Here is a 15,200-nt window from a genome sequence, read left to right as displayed (position 1 = left end):
TTCTCCTGCCAGGAACCGGAAGATAGCACGGCTCCTGCGATATGATATTGCCACTGAACATTGCACAAGACATTTTCAGCGTGCCTGAATCATTGGTAGTATGAAACGTCGTGCGTTCCTCGGTGCGGCCGTTACCACAGGCGCCGTGGCGATCGCTGGCTGCTCGAGTGCGGGCAGCTCCACCGCCGGCTCGCCCGAGGGCATCAGGCGGAAAATCGACGTCGAAGTGGATTCCCCGCTACCGGACGAGGCACCGGTCGACTTCTCGATCGCCGTCGCCGATCAGTGGGCGACGAGTGAATCGACTGCGACGCTGGAGGCTACTGTCGAAAATACTAGTGACGAGGCTCGAAGCTGCCCACCGCCGTACTACAAGGGACACAGCGACGATGCTGGCGAGGAGGGAATCATCCTGTACAATCTCCAAGCGGCCAACGATCTAACTGCCAGTTTCGTACCATCGTGCTTTGTGGACGATCGAGCGGAAGAGGACGTAAACAACGACAATAGGTTCGTGTACTGGTCGCAGGAAACCTACTTTGGCCCGGAACTCTCGCCGGGCGAGTCGACCACCGATACAATTCTCGTCGTCGACGATCCCACCACGAACGGCTGTCTCCCTGCGGGAAGCTACGCGTTTCGATCGAGCGTCTCCGACGGTGACGACGTTTCCTTCGATTGGTCGTTCACGGTCACCGTCGAGGACGTCTCCGAATCGCAGCCCTAGACTACCGAGTTAGTCACTCGCGTGCCGATCAGCCCTCGACGGCGGCGGGATCTGCTCGCCGTCGGCCAGCGGATCCGGGCCGGGGCGAACGCAGCGATCGCGCTCCTCGTTCACGTGGGCGTAGCGATCCGGGGAGTTCGCGAGCGGATGCGCTGGATTCGCGTCGCTGTCGATCCGCGCGGCGCGGAATCCGTCGAAGCCGGCGATCCTGGCGCGGATCCCTCGCCAGTGGTGGCCCGTCGCGGGCGGGAGATGCACCTCAGGGAACGGTTCGCGGGTGCGAGATCGGTCGGCCAGCACGGTCGCGTTGACGTTGGCGGCGAGCTCGTCGTGGTCGATGAGAACGCCGACGCTGGAGCCACGTGGAACGCGTTCGGCGAGGACGTCGAGGCCGAGATGCAGCGCGCGATACTCGGCGACGTTGTTGTCGGGGGCGGCGTCGGGCAGGGAGAGCCGGAGCACCCGATCGCCGGTCCGCGTTTCGGCCACGACGCCCAGCCCGCCGCCGGACTCCCGGAAGGAGCCGTCGGTCGCGAGGTAGTACTCGCGGTGGTGTGTGCGGGGCGGGTGAGCAATGTGCGGAGTGGGTGAGTCGTCGAACAACTCGCGCAACGCCGGCCGGCCGTGTGCGGCCATACGCCAGTTTGTAGCGGATCGAACATGAATGCTATGGTTACGTCAACTGTTGGCACGCACTGCGAGTGCGGGACGGCAGTGGGTCGGTCGCCGGGCAGGGAGGCCTGACGGCCGCCGGGATACGTCGGGTGCGACGGCCAGTACCCGGGAGGACGTGCGTTGGCCAGTGCTCGGGAGGATCCAGCACTCATTTCGAACCGAAACGCTTGCACCCCCGCCGCGCGGAGCGTCGAGCGTGTCCGCTCGCCGGAATGCGCTCCTGTTCTTCGCCCTCGCCGTGGTCTGGGGCTCGGCGTTCGTGGCGATCACCGCCGGCCTGGAGTATTTCCCGCCGGTGCTGTTCGCGGCGTTGCGATACGACGTCGCCGGGATCGTCATGCTCGCCTACGCGTATTTCGCGACCGAGCAGCCGCTACCACGCGGCCGCGACCAGTGGCGCGTCGTCGCCGTCGCGGCAGTCTTCCTCATCGCGGCCTACCACGCGCTGTTGTTCGTCGGACAACAGCACACGACGAGTGCGACCGCGGCGATCGTAGTGAGCCTCTCGCCCGTGCTGACGACCGGGTTCGCCCGGCTGATCCTCCCCCAGGAGCGACTCACGCCGATCGGGCTCGCCGGGCTCGGCCTCGGGGTCGTCGGCGTCGCCCTCATTGCACGGCCGGATCCCGACGCACTCCTCGCGCCGGACGCCGTCGGCGTCCCGCTGATCGCCGGCGCCGCGGCCGCGTTCGCCCTCGGGAGCGTCCTGACCCGCCGCGCCGAGACGGGGCTACCGACGATCACGATGGAGGCCTGGGCCATGGTCGTCGGCGCGGCGATCATGCACGCCGGCAGCCTCGCGATGCCCGGCGAGTCGATCGCCGACGTGTCGCTCACGGCGGAGGCGCTCCTCGCGATCGGGTACCTCTCGCTGGTCGCCAGCGCCGCCGGATTCATGCTGTACTTCGCGCTCCTCGATCGGCTCGGGCCCATCGAGGTCAATCTCGTCTCGTACGTCGCGCCGATCGTCGCCGCCGTGGTGGGCTGGCTCCTGCTCGGCGAGACGGTCGACGCGGTCGCGATCGTCGGCTTCGGGACGATCGCCGTCGGGTTCGCGCTCGTCAAACGCCGCGCGATCGCCGCGGAGCTGGCGGCGCTACGCGCGTGACGGAGCGACGAGTGGCGGACAGTCGGTGGCTAACCGCCCTGGCGGCGGTACTGGTCGAACGTGCCCGTCGCTCGCGGAGAATGCTCGGGTGCTGAACGAAGGACGGCGAGGTGCGCCGTGCCGGGGAGCCCGCCGGAGTCATCCTGGCAGGGATCGGGATCCGGCGCGGGCCGACCGGCGTCGACGACGCGGATCGGGGTGGGTGCGGGTCGGAGTCAGTTGTGTGGCTGTGCAACGCTCGCGCGGACGGTCGTATCAGGAGCGCCCGGGCGAGTGAGAGTGTCCCAGCGCGACCGCGACGACGTTCGCCGCCAGCAGCGCGAGGAACACGGAGAGTTCGGCCTGGGTCTCGAGCCCCGTTGCGACGAGCGGTACGTAGAGGAAGGGCAGAGCGACCGCGCTCCAGAAGCCGACGGCACGCACGGGCGTGAACACGTGGTGGCGGGCCGTCTGGAGGACCGAGCGGGCGCGCTCGTCGAACGATGCGTCGGCACCGTCGGAGGGCAGCTCGAGGTTGGATGGGGGACTCGACATTGGAGTGGGCACCTCGCCTGAATACGGCAAGGGACCCTACCCCCATATAACGGCGCGAGCTTTGGGTCGCTTTCGCGTCGTTTTACGCGGTTACAAGGGTGCTTCGGGACGTTTTACGACGGCTTCTCCGGGCAGCTAAAAATTTATCGAGCGCTCTCGTGGCGTAACGCCGTTCCCTCGGAGATCTGTCGGATTCGCCGCCGACGCTCGGCCGCGACCGACTCCGGATCGGAGCCAGAATTCACACCGCGAACGACCGCCGAATCGGAGCCGTTTCGCCTCGATCGCCGGTTCGATCGGGCCGTCGTCCGACGAGCGCGCCGACGGCGGCGCAGTTCAGGACTCGACGACGATCGTCCCGGTCGCGGTACCGTCGCTCCCATGGACGGCAACCTCGTAGCTCCCCGGCTCCGCGGGCGCGCTGAACTGGAAGGTCACGGGTGCTTGCTCTCCGGAGGCCAGCGCGTGGACCTCGCTCGCGAGGCGCTCGCCGTCCAGCGAGAGGACGAGGGTATCCGATCCGTCGTCCGGACCGAGATTGGTCGCGGTCGTCGAGACCGTCACCGTCGCGCCTGGCTCCGAGGCGTTGGGTGCGTCGAGCTCCCCGAGTTCGAACGTCGCGTTCGTCACCGACAGCGACAGTTCGGCGGCCTCGAACGTCGTCGAGGAGCTGTTCGCAGCCGTGACGACGATCGCGTGCTCGCCCGGCGTCGCGACGGTCGTCTCGAGTTCGCCGTCGGGGCCGGTCGCGTACGCGTCGCCGGCGACGGTGACCGTCGCGTCGACCGGTGCGCCGGTGTCCGCTCTGGTGACGGTCACCGAGATCGAACCGCCAGTGGTGATCGCGCTCCGATCGACGCTCGCCGCGAGTGCCACCTGGCGGCGCTGTACGCTCACCGACGCCGAGTCGGGCGTGAACGTCACGGCCGGCGTCGAGGGGACGGTCGCCTCGATCGTTCGATCGCCGGCCGACTCGAGCGCGACCGCGACCTCGCCGTCCGGGCCGGTTTCGATCGATCGGCCGTCGACGGAGAGCGTGGCAGCGATCGGCTCGCCCGTGTCCGCCCGGCGGACCGTCGCAGTCACCGCCTCGCCGGCGACGGATTCGGAGGGATCGACGGAGAGGTTCAGCGGCACAGTCCGGCGCTCTACCTCCAGGGCCACGCTGGCCGTCTCGAACGTCTCGTCGACGTCGGTCGCTCGCGTGCCGTCGACGTAGAGCGTCCCCGCTCGGTCGGGGACCAGCACCAACGTCGCGCCGTCGACCGTCTCGAACTGCGAGGGAACCGTTGCGCCCTCGCCGGCGACCGCGGCGGCGATCGACCCCTCGACCGGCTCGCCGCTGTCGGCCCGGACCAGCGTCAGCGCGATCGGCTCGCCGGCAGTCGCGACCGAACGGTTCGCCTCGATCTCGAGCTGGACGCGTCGGTGCGCGACCGAGAGGCCGACGTCATTGCTCTCGCGCCACGTGTCGTTCGCGCCCGGCGCGGTGGCCGTCGCGGTGTGTGCTCCGGCCGTCGCGACCCGGATGACCACGCGCCCCTCGTCGTCGACCGTGCGGCGAGTCGCACCGATCGACACCGTCGCGTCGCGCACCGCGGAGCCGTTGGCGTTCGTCACCGTGAACGCGACCGGATCGCCGGCGGTGAGTTCCGTTCGGTTCGCCGCGAGGGTGAGCTCCGCGTCGCTGCCGCCGTCGCCGGAGAGAATGTCCATCACCGGAAACACGCCGTCGCCGTCGTCGCCGGTCAGCGCCGGGCCGATCGTCGCGCCACCGACGAACATGAGCCCCGCGAGCAGCGAGATCGTCAGCAATACGAGCACCGTCGGATCCTTCCACGGCGAGTAGCCCGGGCCGAATCCGAACGGGCCCGCTCGATCAGCCGGCGACGATCCACGGTCCGCGTCGCTATCCGGCACCGGACGCGGCGCTCTCCGCGGGTCGGATCCCCTGCACCGGACCGACTCGCCAGCGCGCACGATGGCCGTGTAGTCACCCGAGCGGGAAAGCCGTGCGGGCCGATCAGCGGAAGTGCGACACTCGTCGACAGACCTGCCCACTGACGCGGGGCTACCGTCACGAACGTGCCCGCCGCGCGGGCGAACCACTATACCGCTCGCCTGCTGACCCCAACGCATGCAGACGCTCCTACTGGATAGCGACGCCGTCGCGGCCAACGCGCAGATGCCGGACGTGATTCCCGCGGTGGAGGAGGCATTCGCGGCCGACGACCGCGGCGACGTCCAGATGCCCGCGAAGTCCTACATCGAACTCGAACAGTACAACGGCGACTTCCGCTCGATGCCCGCGTACCTGGACGTATCGGGATCCGCGACGGCCGAAGACTGGGACGCCGCGGCGGTCAAGTGGGTCAACGTCCACCCCGACAATCCGGCCGACCACGATCTGCCGACCGTCATGGGCACGCTGATCTACTCGGACCCCGAGACGGCGTTCCCGCTGTCGATCATGGACGGCACGGAGCTGACCCTCCAGCGCACGGGCGCGGCCGCGGCGGTCGCGACGGATCACCTCGCGATCGAGAACGCGACAAGCCTCGGGATCGTCGGGGCGGGCGTCCAGTCCTACTCACAGCTCGAAGCCATCGCCGAGGTGCGACCGATCGAGACGGTCGTGGTGTCGGACCTGGACGACGCGCGGATCGAGGCGTTCGTCGAGGCCTTCGGCGACCGGTTCGACGTCCGCAGCGGCTCCATCGAGGAAGCCGCCGGCTGTGACGTGCTCTCGACGGTGACGCCGGTCCGGGAGCCGATCGTCCCGCGTGACGCGCTCGGCGAGCACACCCACGTCAACGCGATCGGTGCCGACGCCGAAGGGAAACAGGAGCACGAGGCCCAGACGCTGCTCGACGCGAAGGTCGTCATCGACGACTACGAGCAGTGCACCCACTCCGGCGAGATCAACGTCCCCTGGGCGAGCGGGGTGTTCGGCGAGGCGGACCTCTACGGCGAACTCGGCGCAATCGTCACCGGACGGATCGAGGGCCGGACCGCCGAGGACGGGATCACCCTCTTCGACTCGACGGGGCTGGCGATCCAGGACGTGGCCGCGGCGCACGTGGTGTACGAGCGAGCGAGGGCAGACGGGGAGGGCACCGAGTTCGACCTGCTGGGGCTGGACTGATCGACCGCTCCCTCTCGGTTTCGGGGGGGACCGTCCGCCGCAGAGATCCGACGTCCGCCTGCGCCCCGCGCAGGTCCGAAACGACTGTATGCCACGCTTCGGGAGTTCGTTGCATGTCGACGGGCGTCGATCAAACCCACGCCGTGACCGTCGAATCGGAGCTTCACGGGCTGCGGGCCGCTCCAGTTCGGATCGCGCTCGGTGTGCTGTCGATCGGCACCGCACTCTGGGCGGGACTCGTCGTTGCCGTTCCGGTGGCGTTGCTGGTCGGTATCCTCCTCCTGCCCGTTCCGCCTGTGATCGGCGTGCAGATCGTGCTGTTCCTCGCGTTCGTGTTCTGGGCGAATGGCGGTGGCTACAACCGCAAGCGAACGACCGTCGATCCGGCTGCGGGCACGGTCAGCATCGAGCGACCCTCGGGCATCGACGGTCGAAAGGCCGACGTCCACGATCTCGAGGCGGTCGAGGCCGTCGCGATCCAGCGGCTGGGCCGGGTCGGGCTCGTCACGATCTGGTCCGAAGCCTCGCTGATGACTGCGTCGCGGTTCGTGGCGCCGGCGACCGATCTCCCCGCCGTCACGAAGGCCATCCGGTCAACTGGCGTTCCGGTGGTCGGCTCCGAGGTCGGGCTGTTCGGCGACGGAGCCGACGGCGCGGATCGGACCGAGATCGAGAGCGCCAGTGACGCGAACACGCCGGGACCGCGCACCAGGCTCGTGGCGACGGCACTGCTGCTGCTCGGCATTCCGGTCGTGATCCTGGTGGCGTTCGGCTCGGGGCCAGTGGCACTGGGCGCGGCCTGGGTGCTGATGGTCGGCGGGATCGCCGTGATCGGCGGCGGTCTCCTCCGATTCCTGGCAGGCGGGTGAGCCATTGGCACTCCGACGCCAGTCCTGCACGCCGCGACGGCGGATCGGTCGCTTCTCGTCACAGGGATCCCCGCCCACAGCACCCGGGAACGCTACCCGAACCCCTCGGACTCGATCCGCGTCGCGGGCACGCCCAGGCGTTCGGCCGCTCGCACGAGGCTGTAGACCATCGCGTTGATCCCGCAGGCGTAGACGTCGACGTTCGTCGGGTCCAGCCGGGCCGAAACCCCGGACTGTGGTTCCTTCGCGAGCCATCGCTCGAGGCGTTCGCCGATCCCGGCCGCGACCGTCGTGGCATCGGTGTGCTTGAGGAGGGCGTGCTGGACGTAGTCGGTTTCACCCTCCCAGTCGGAGAGCGTCGGCTCCCGGCTCAGACAGGGGACGAAGTGGAAGTTCTCGCGGCGCTGGTGGAGGCTCCGGAATGCGTCCCTGTACGGCAGATCGTCCTTCCAGGCTGCGCCGAGGAACAGCCACACGTCCCGGCGCTCGCCCTCGTACTCGTCACGGCCGGTCTCGACGACGTAGTCGATCATGCTCTTGAAGGGCGCGACGCCGGTCCCGGTCGCGAGGAAGACCATGTCCCGGGCAGAGCGCTCCTGGAGCACCAGGTCGCCGTAGGGCCCGCGGACGGTTACCTCGTCGCCGACGTCGAGGTCGTCGCAGATCCGCGGCGAGAGCCGCCCGCCCGCGACGCGCCGCACGCAGATTTCGAGGTCCTCGCGGGTCGGCGAGGACGCCAGGGAGTACGCCCGGGAGGTTCCGTCGTACCTGAGCCCGACGTACTGGCCCGCGAGGAAGTCGACCTCCTCCTCGGTCTCCAGTTTGACGCGGGTCAACATCGGTTTCGGCCGGTCGTAGCGCTCGGCGAGCGTCGCGATCCGCCGCGCGACCGTCGGGTGGCCGTCGTCGGCCAGGCGACGGTGGAGCGCGGTCCAGTCCTCGACGTTTTCGACCGGCCCGTAGCGATCGAGCAGGCCGTGGCCCTCCAGCCACCGGACGATGGCGTCGGTGACTTCGGGGCGCCGGTCCTGATCCATCTTGGTGACGTGGGCTACCCGGGCGGACTCCGTGATCAGCGGGAGCTCCCCGATCGCGTCGTGCTGGGACGCGTGCTCGACGACGTCGGCGTCCATGTTGGATTGTACGGGGAGGTGTGACCGGAAAGGCGTACCGGTGACCGAGGAATGGAGGATCGAGATTCGCGTCAGAGAGGGGCGTGGCGGCAGGGACCCCCGAAAGCCCCAGGGCGCTCGGGGCTCCGGAAGGGGCCGACCGGTCGACCCGTCCCCGACGAGGCAAGCACCGCAGCCCGGAGGGCGAGGAGCGCAGCGAGTCGCGGACGGTTTCGCGAGCGCAAGCGAGCGAAACCTCGTCGGAGCTTGCTCCGACGGCGGTCGAGCGGGAGGGGCTTCCGTGGGCGGTAGCTGTCGCGTTCGCTGTCGATCGGGGATCTCCAGACCCACGCCACGCCGTCTCAGAGAATGAAAAGCTATAGCACCGCCGAACCCGGAGACGAACCCATGACCACCGGAGAGCCGGAGCCACAGGAGCGCCGGTTCGACCACGCGGAGATCGAACCTGCCTGGCAGGCGGCCTGGGACGAAGCGGACGTGTTCCGTATCGAGGACGAGGAGACCGACCCCGAGTACGTGCTGGCGATGTTCCCCTACACGTCGGGGAGCCTCCACATGGGCCACGTGCGGAACTACACCATCACGGACGCCTACGCTCGCTTCGAGCGCCTGCGCGGGGAGAGCGTCCTCCACCCGATGGGCTGGGACTCCTTCGGCCTGCCCGCAGAGAACGCCGCCGAGGAGCGAGACACCAACCCCCGCGAGTGGACGATGCAGTGCATCGACTCGATGAAGGACCAGCTCGGTGCGATGGGCTTTGGCTACGACTGGGAGCGCGAGATCACCACGTGCGAGCCGGAGTACTACCAGTGGAACCAGTGGCTCTTCCAGCGGTTCCGCGAGGAGGGGCTGGTCGATCGCCGCGCCGAGGAGATCAACTGGTGTCCCTCGTGTGAGACCGTCCTCGCCGACGAGCAGGTCGAGACGCCCGACGGCGAGGCCGGCAGCGGCGACGGCGGCGTCGCCGGCGAGGGGATCTGCTGGCGCTGTGACTCCGTCGTCGAGACGCGCGAGCTCGACCAGTGGGTGTTCACGATCACGGACTACGCCGACGAGCTGCTCGAAGAGCTCGACGAGCTCGACGGTTGGCCGGCGAACGTCCGGGAGATGCAGCGCAACTGGATCGGGCGCCAGGAGGGCGACTCCGTCGAGTTCGACCTCTCCACCGGCGATGCGGTCGAGATCTTCACCACCCGCCTGGACACGATCCACGGCGCGACCTTCTTCGCGATGAGCCCCGGCCACGAGGTCGCCCAGCGGATGGCCGACGCCCCGGAGGAGTACCCCGAGGTCGCCGAGTACGTCGAGCGCGCCGAGGCTGCTGGCGACGACGAGGACCTCCCTGAGACCTCCGGTGTGTTCACCGGCGAGTACGCGAAGAACCCCGCGACGGGCGAGGAGATCCCCGTCTACGTCGCCGACTACGTCCTCGAGGACGTCGGCACCGGCGCGCTCTACGCCGTGCCGGCCCACGACGAGCGCGACCACGCGTTCGCGAAAGAGCACGACGTCCCGATCCAACAGGTCGTCGAGCCGAGCGAGGACGCGGCGGCCGATCCCGACGAGATCGACGTCCAGAAGGCTGCGTATCCCGAGGACGGGGTGCTCGTCAACTCCGGCGAGTACGACGGCCTCGAGAGCGCTGCGGCCCGCGAGCAGTTCGTCGACGTCTTCGACGGCGAGCACCGGGTGGAGTACCGACTGCGGGACTGGCTGATCTCGCGGCAGCGCTACTGGGGCACGCCGATCCCGATGATCGACTGTCCCGACTGCGGCTACGTTCCGGTGCCCGAGGACGACCTCCCCGTCGAGCTCCCCGAGTTCGTCCACACGACCGGGAACCCCCTCGACGCCGCCGAGGACTGGAAGCACGTCCAATGTCCCGACTGTGGCGGTGACGCCGTCCGCGAGACGGACACGATGGACACCTTCGTCGACTCCTCGTGGTACTTCCTGCGCTACTGCTCGCCGGACCTGTCGGACGCGCCGTTCGACTCCGAGCGAGCCAGCGACTGGATGCCCGTCGACCAGTACGTCGGCGGGATCGAGCACGCCGTCATGCATCTGCTCTACGCCCGCTTCTTCACGAAGGTGCTCGACGACGTCGACCTGATCGATGGGACGCGCGAGCCGTTCCAGAACCTGACGAACCAGGGGATGGTGCTCGGCGAGGACGGCAACAAGATGTCCAAGAGCCGGGACAACGGCGTCTCGCCCCAGCGGATCGTGGACGAGTACGGCGCCGACACCGCCCGACTGTTCATCATGGAGGCCGCCCAGCCCGAGAAGGAGTTCGCCTGGAGCCCCGAGGGCGTCGCATCCGCCCACCAGTTCCTCCAGGGCGTCTACGAGCTGGCGACGCGGGTGGCGGACGGCGACGAATTCGACGCGGAGGCTGGGGACGTCTCCGCGAGCGAAGCGAGCGGAGGCTCGTCGGAGCGGAGCTCCGACGGTGTCGCGGACTACGTCGACCGCGAGATCGACGCGACCGCCGCCGTCGCCACCGAGGAGTACGGGGCGTTCCGGTTCAACCACGCGCTGCAGTCCACGCGCGAACTGGTCTCCCTGCTCCGCCGGTACGCCGACCGCGACGACGCGGCCAGCGCACCACTCGAGCGCGGCGTCGACGTCGTGGCGCGGATCCTCGGTCCGGTCGCACCCCACGTCGCCGAGGAGATCTGGGACCTGCTCGACCGCGACGGCCTCCTCGCCGAGGCCGAGTGGCCCGAGGCCGAGCCGCCAGAAGACTACGATATCGCCCAGCGGCTCGTCGAGAGCACCCGAGAGGACGTCCGGGACATCGTCGACGTCGCCGACATCGACGATCCACAGACGATCGACGTCGCCGTCGCCCCGGCGTGGAAGCATCGCGCACTCGAGATCGCCAGGAACGCCGACGGCGACGTCGTCGGCACCGTCATGGGCGACGAGGAGCTCCGCCAGCGCGGGAACGAGGCCGCGGACTTCGCGAAGGACCTGGCAAGCGAAGCTGAGGCCCTCGACGACCAGCTCTCGCCCGAGGACGAACGTGCAGCGCTCGAGCGAGCGGCGTGGCTGCTCCGGGACGAGTTCGGGGCCGAGGTGCGGATCCTGCGCGCCGAGGACGCCGACGACGATCTCGCGAGCAAGGCCGAACCGGGACGTCCCGCCATTCATATCGAGGAGTAGCGCCGCGATGCGGGCGCGGCGGTTTCGTTCTCTTTCGACCGTCCGTGAGCGACGCCTTCGTAACGCAGGTGCCCCGTGAAATGAGTCGAGCGTCGAACTGACTGGACCGTCGGCTCGTTTCTCTCACTCACGTCAGCGTCACGAACGGTGCTCCCGCTCGGTGTGAGAACTCGGAGACGTCGGCCTCGAAGAAAACTGCAACGGCGAGAAATCGAATCCCGACGCCCTACATCAGGTAGAACATCGGGAACAGGAACACCCACACGATGTCGACGAAGTGCCAGTAGAGCCCGAACAGCTCGACCGGCTCGTCGTCCTCGAGATAGGCGCCGTTCGTCGCCCGCCAGAGCATGAAGATGGCGACCGCCATCCCCAGGATGACGTGCAGCCCGTGGAGGCCGGTGGTCACGAAGTAGGACGTGTACCAGATGTCCGTCCACGGGTAGATCCCGTGGCTGAACTCGTAGGACCACTCCCAGGCCTTGATGCCGAGGAACACGAACCCGAGCAGGATCGTCGTTCCCAGCGAGGCGACGAGGCCACGCTTGCTACCACGTTCGGCGTAGACCATCGCCAGCACGACCGTGAAGCTGGAGGTCAGCAGGACGAGGGTGTTGACCATCCCTGGCCAGAGGAACGGCGGGACGACCTCGCCGTGGGCCCACTCCGACCAGCCGTACGCGATCCGGCTGAAGATGTAGGCGCCGATGACGGCGCCGAAGACGACGACGTCGGAGGCGAGGAAGAACCACATCCCGAGCTTGTTCTTCCCGACGCCTTCGAACGGCCAGCGCTCGGCGACCGCCGGCTCGGGCGCGTTGAACTCCTCCAGCCCGAAGCCGAGACAGGCGCCGAGGAAGAGGAGGAGCCCGACGCCCGTGACCGCGGTGTACATCGGACCGCCCGTGGTGAGCCCCGAGAGCCCGAGGAACAGCACGAACATCCCGAGCCCGATCGCCGCCGGCCAGATGCTCGCGTGGTCGGGATGGACGTCCTCGTGGTCGTCGGAGTGGGGCTCGATGGCGTCGGTCTGGCTCGCGACCATCGAACCGCCGTCCGTCGCAGCGGTGCCGCCGTCGGCGGCTGCCGCCCCGCCATCACCTGCACCGGTGTCCGTCGAGACGAACTCCAGCGACCCGCTCGCGTAGCTCACGCGCCCGTCCCAGTTCTCGAGTGTCGGTGGGGAGTCGACGGCCCACTCGGCGGTCTGGGAGTACTCCCAGGGGTTGGCGGGGGCGTCAGCGCCGTGGAGATAGCTCCGCGCGAGCGTGTAGAACATGATGACGAACGAGAAGGCGAACACGAACGCGCCCACCGTCGCTAGCTGGTGCCAGATCGTGTGCGAGCCGCCGTAGTTGAACACGCGGCGTGGCGTCTCCCAGGCGAAGAACATCGGGAGGTAGAGCAGGTTGAACCCGATGAAGTACGTCGCGAAGTGGAGTTTTCCGAGATACTCCGAGTACATCTTCCCCGTCATCTTCGGCCACCAGTAGTAGATGCCGCCGACCAGCGCGGTGACCCCGGAGACCATCACGTAGTGGAAGTGCGCGACGACCCAGTAGGTGCCGCGGAACTCGTAGTCGAGCACGACCGCGCCGAGGAAGACGCCGGTGATCCCACCGAGGATGAACAGGAGGAGCGCGCCCAGCACGAACAGGAACGGCGTCGCGAAGCGCACCTTCCCCTTCACCGTCGTGTAGATCATCGAGAAGACCATCAGGTCGAACGGCAGGCTGATCCCGATGGTCGTCGCCATCATCAGCGTCTTGATCTCGAGGTTGATCGCGGAGAGGAACATGTGGTGCATCCAGACGAGGAACGACTGGACCGCGACCAGCACCATCGCCAGAATGACCCACTTCCGGCCCACGATGCGGCGGCCGGTGAACGTCTGGAACACCTCGAACATGATGCCCAGCGCGGGGAAGAAGACGATGTACACCTCGGGGTGACCGAAGAACCAGAACAGGTGTGCCCAGAGCAGGGAGCCACTCGCCTCCGGGCCGAAGTAGTGGATCGCGTCGGCGCCACCGATCCCGTAGGCGATGATGCGATCGTAGGCCAGGAGGAGCAGTGCGGCCAGCAGCGCCGCGAACGCGAAGAGCATCATCCAGACCGTCAGCAGGATCGACCAGGTGAACATCGGGAGGTTCCAGAGGCCCATGCCCTCGGCCCGACCGCGGTGGATGCTGGTCAGGAAGTTGATCGTACTGACCGTCGTCGAAATGATGAAGAGCATGAGACCGAGAATCGTCGCGGTCCCGCCGATCGTCGGCGTGTTGATCGGCATGTTCAACGGCGCGTACATCGTCCAGCCGCCGGAGAACGCACCGCCCTGGAAGAATGACGCGAACACGACCAGCCCGGACGCCAGGTAGAGCCAGTAGCTCAGCGCGTTGAGCCGGGGGAAGGCCAGGTCCTTGGCCCCGATCTGGAGCGGGACGAAGTAGTTCGCGAAGCCGAAGCCGATCGGCGAGAGGAACCAGAAGACCATCAACAGACCGTGGAGCGTCACCGCCTGGTTGTAGTCGACGGCGCTGAGGATCGTCCCGCCGGAGCTCCAGAGCTGCACCCGGATGAGGAGCGCGAGGGTCCCACCGGCGACGAGGAAGAAGAGGGCGGTGAGGATGTAGAGGATGCCGATGTCCTTGTGGTTGGTCGTGACCAGCCAGCGCTTGATGGAGGATTTCGGCGGCAGGTGCCCGCCGTCGTCGTGGTCACCGCCGTGAGCTGCCTCGGTCATGCGCCGACACCTCCGGCGCTACCGGCGGTCGCAGCACTCGCGTTGGTGCTCGCCGAGGCGTTGCCCGTCGAGTCCGACCCGTTCGCCCCGTCGGTGACGGTACTCTGGCCGTACGTGCCCGCCTCGAGCGCTTCGATGGCTGCGTCGATTTCGATCACCTGTCCCTCGTACCAGTTCTCGTACGATTCGTTGTCCATTGCGATCACGGTGCCCGTCATGCCGGAGTGGCCGGAGCCACACAGCTCGTAGCAGGCGATGTCGAACTCGCCCGTCTCGTCGGCCACGAACCACGTCTCGGAGGTTTCGTCGGGGATGGCGTCGGACTTGACCCGGAACTCCGGGATCCCGAAGTTGTGCCAGACGTCGCCTGAGGTCGTGTCGATGTGGATCTCCCTGGCGATCGGCACGCGCATCGTCGAGACCGTCTCGTAGTTCGTCACGACGTCACTCTCGGTGACGCTCTCGTTCGATGCGGCGTCCATCCGTGCGGCCAGCGCCGCCGAATAGGAGAGGCTGTCGTTCGATCGCGCCTCCGCCAACGCCTCGGCTGTCGCCTCCTGGCCCATCATCTCGACGGAGTCGTTGAGCTGGTCGCGGGGGAGCGTGTCCCCGTCAGTGTACTCGTACTCCCAGGCGAAGTTGTCCCCGACGACGTCGATTTCGACGCCGTTTTCGGGGACTTCGGCGCCTCCCGTCTCGACGTAGAGCAAGAGCCCGTAGGTCCACGCGATCAGCGAGATGACGATGATCGCCGAGAGGGTGAAGGAGAGGAAGAGTTTCCGACCACCCTTGTCCGCCCCCGTCGGGAGCTCGCCGAGCTGTGGTCGTCCGACGTCGTATTCGTGATCGTTGCCGGCTCGATACTTGTACACCTTGTAGAGAGTGTACGTGACGACGACGGTGCCGACGATCGTCCCGAGAACGAGGAAGACCAGGTAGATCTGCGAGAAGACGTCGACCCGCGTCATGCCGTCGTACCCCCCGCTCTGGAGGAGCAGGTCTACGGCGGCAGCCGGATGTGCGATGTCTGGTGCCACGTCTTCCCGAGGGTTTCGGGCTCACGACCTTGAACGTTTGGAGTTACGCGCATGGCGCGCG

Annotated in this window: 11 protein-coding genes; 5 read left to right on the top strand and 6 right to left on the bottom strand. The window is 67.9% G+C overall.

Going from position 1 to position 15,200, the window contains the following annotated elements:
• The first annotated feature begins 100 nt into the window (after positions 1-100).
• On the top strand, positions 101-727 hold the full coding sequence (locus tag ACZ5KP_RS09070) for a hypothetical protein (RefSeq protein WP_460922230.1): 627 nt from the start codon (positions 101-103) through the stop codon (positions 725-727).
• A gap of 9 nt (positions 728-736) precedes the next feature.
• Here the strand turns inward: ACZ5KP_RS09070 and ACZ5KP_RS09065 are convergent, their stop codons facing one another.
• On the bottom strand, positions 737-1,363 hold the full coding sequence (locus ACZ5KP_RS09065) for a ribonuclease H family protein (protein ID WP_460922232.1): 627 nt from the start codon (positions 1,361-1,363) through the stop codon (positions 737-739).
• A gap of 235 nt (positions 1,364-1,598) precedes the next feature.
• On the opposite strand from ACZ5KP_RS09065, the gene ACZ5KP_RS09060 reads away from it, so the two are divergent.
• On the top strand, positions 1,599-2,510 hold the full coding sequence (locus tag ACZ5KP_RS09060; protein WP_460922234.1) for a DMT family transporter: 912 nt from the start codon (positions 1,599-1,601) through the stop codon (positions 2,508-2,510).
• A gap of 255 nt (positions 2,511-2,765) precedes the next feature.
• Here ACZ5KP_RS09060 and ACZ5KP_RS09055 read toward each other — a convergent pair whose 3' ends face one another.
• Both ACZ5KP_RS09055 and ACZ5KP_RS09050 read right to left on the bottom strand, forming a co-directional pair.
• Positions 2,766-3,044, bottom strand: a complete 279-nt coding sequence (locus ACZ5KP_RS09055; RefSeq protein WP_460922236.1) for a DUF8028 family protein — start codon at positions 3,042-3,044, stop codon at positions 2,766-2,768.
• 336 nt (positions 3,045-3,380) lie between these two features.
• Positions 3,381-4,964 (bottom strand): hypothetical protein, encoded by a 1,584-nt coding sequence (locus ACZ5KP_RS09050; protein WP_460922238.1) that lies wholly within the window; start codon positions 4,962-4,964, stop codon positions 3,381-3,383.
• A 217-nt stretch (positions 4,965-5,181) separates the two neighbouring features.
• On the opposite strand from ACZ5KP_RS09050, the gene ACZ5KP_RS09045 reads away from it, so the two are divergent.
• Together ACZ5KP_RS09045 and ACZ5KP_RS09040 are read left to right on the top strand one after the other, a co-directional pair.
• On the top strand, positions 5,182-6,189 hold the full coding sequence (locus tag ACZ5KP_RS09045; protein ID WP_460922240.1) for an ornithine cyclodeaminase family protein: 1,008 nt from the start codon (positions 5,182-5,184) through the stop codon (positions 6,187-6,189).
• Between the two features lie 113 nt (positions 6,190-6,302).
• Positions 6,303-7,058 (top strand): hypothetical protein, encoded by a 756-nt coding sequence (locus ACZ5KP_RS09040; RefSeq protein WP_460922242.1) that lies wholly within the window; start codon positions 6,303-6,305, stop codon positions 7,056-7,058.
• Between the two features lie 92 nt (positions 7,059-7,150).
• Here the strand turns inward: ACZ5KP_RS09040 and ACZ5KP_RS09035 are convergent, their stop codons facing one another.
• Positions 7,151-8,191 (bottom strand): ferredoxin--NADP reductase, encoded by a 1,041-nt coding sequence (locus tag ACZ5KP_RS09035; protein WP_460922244.1) that lies wholly within the window; start codon positions 8,189-8,191, stop codon positions 7,151-7,153.
• Positions 8,192-8,578: 387 nt separating this feature from the next.
• Here ACZ5KP_RS09035 and leuS point away from each other — a divergent pair, with 387 nt between their 5' ends.
• A complete protein-coding gene (leuS, locus tag ACZ5KP_RS09030; protein ID WP_460922246.1) occupies positions 8,579-11,359 on the top strand; it encodes a leucine--tRNA ligase in 2,781 nt (926 codons plus the stop codon).
• 226 nt (positions 11,360-11,585) lie between these two features.
• On the opposite strand, the gene ACZ5KP_RS09025 is transcribed toward leuS, so the two are convergent.
• Both ACZ5KP_RS09025 and coxB read right to left on the bottom strand, forming a co-directional pair.
• Positions 11,586-14,102 (bottom strand): cbb3-type cytochrome c oxidase subunit I, encoded by a 2,517-nt coding sequence (locus tag ACZ5KP_RS09025; RefSeq protein ID WP_460922248.1) that lies wholly within the window; start codon positions 14,100-14,102, stop codon positions 11,586-11,588.
• Positions 14,099-15,070, bottom strand: a complete 972-nt coding sequence (coxB, locus tag ACZ5KP_RS09020; protein WP_460923428.1) for a cytochrome c oxidase subunit II — start codon at positions 15,068-15,070, stop codon at positions 14,099-14,101. Before coxB ends, ACZ5KP_RS09025 begins: the two co-directional genes overlap by 4 nt.
• Between the last annotated feature and the right edge of the window lie 130 nt (positions 15,071-15,200).

It is taken from the genome of Salinarchaeum chitinilyticum (assembly GCF_055390775.1).
Note: the sequence above shows the minus strand (reverse complement) of the source record. Positions and strands in the feature narration are given on the sequence as shown.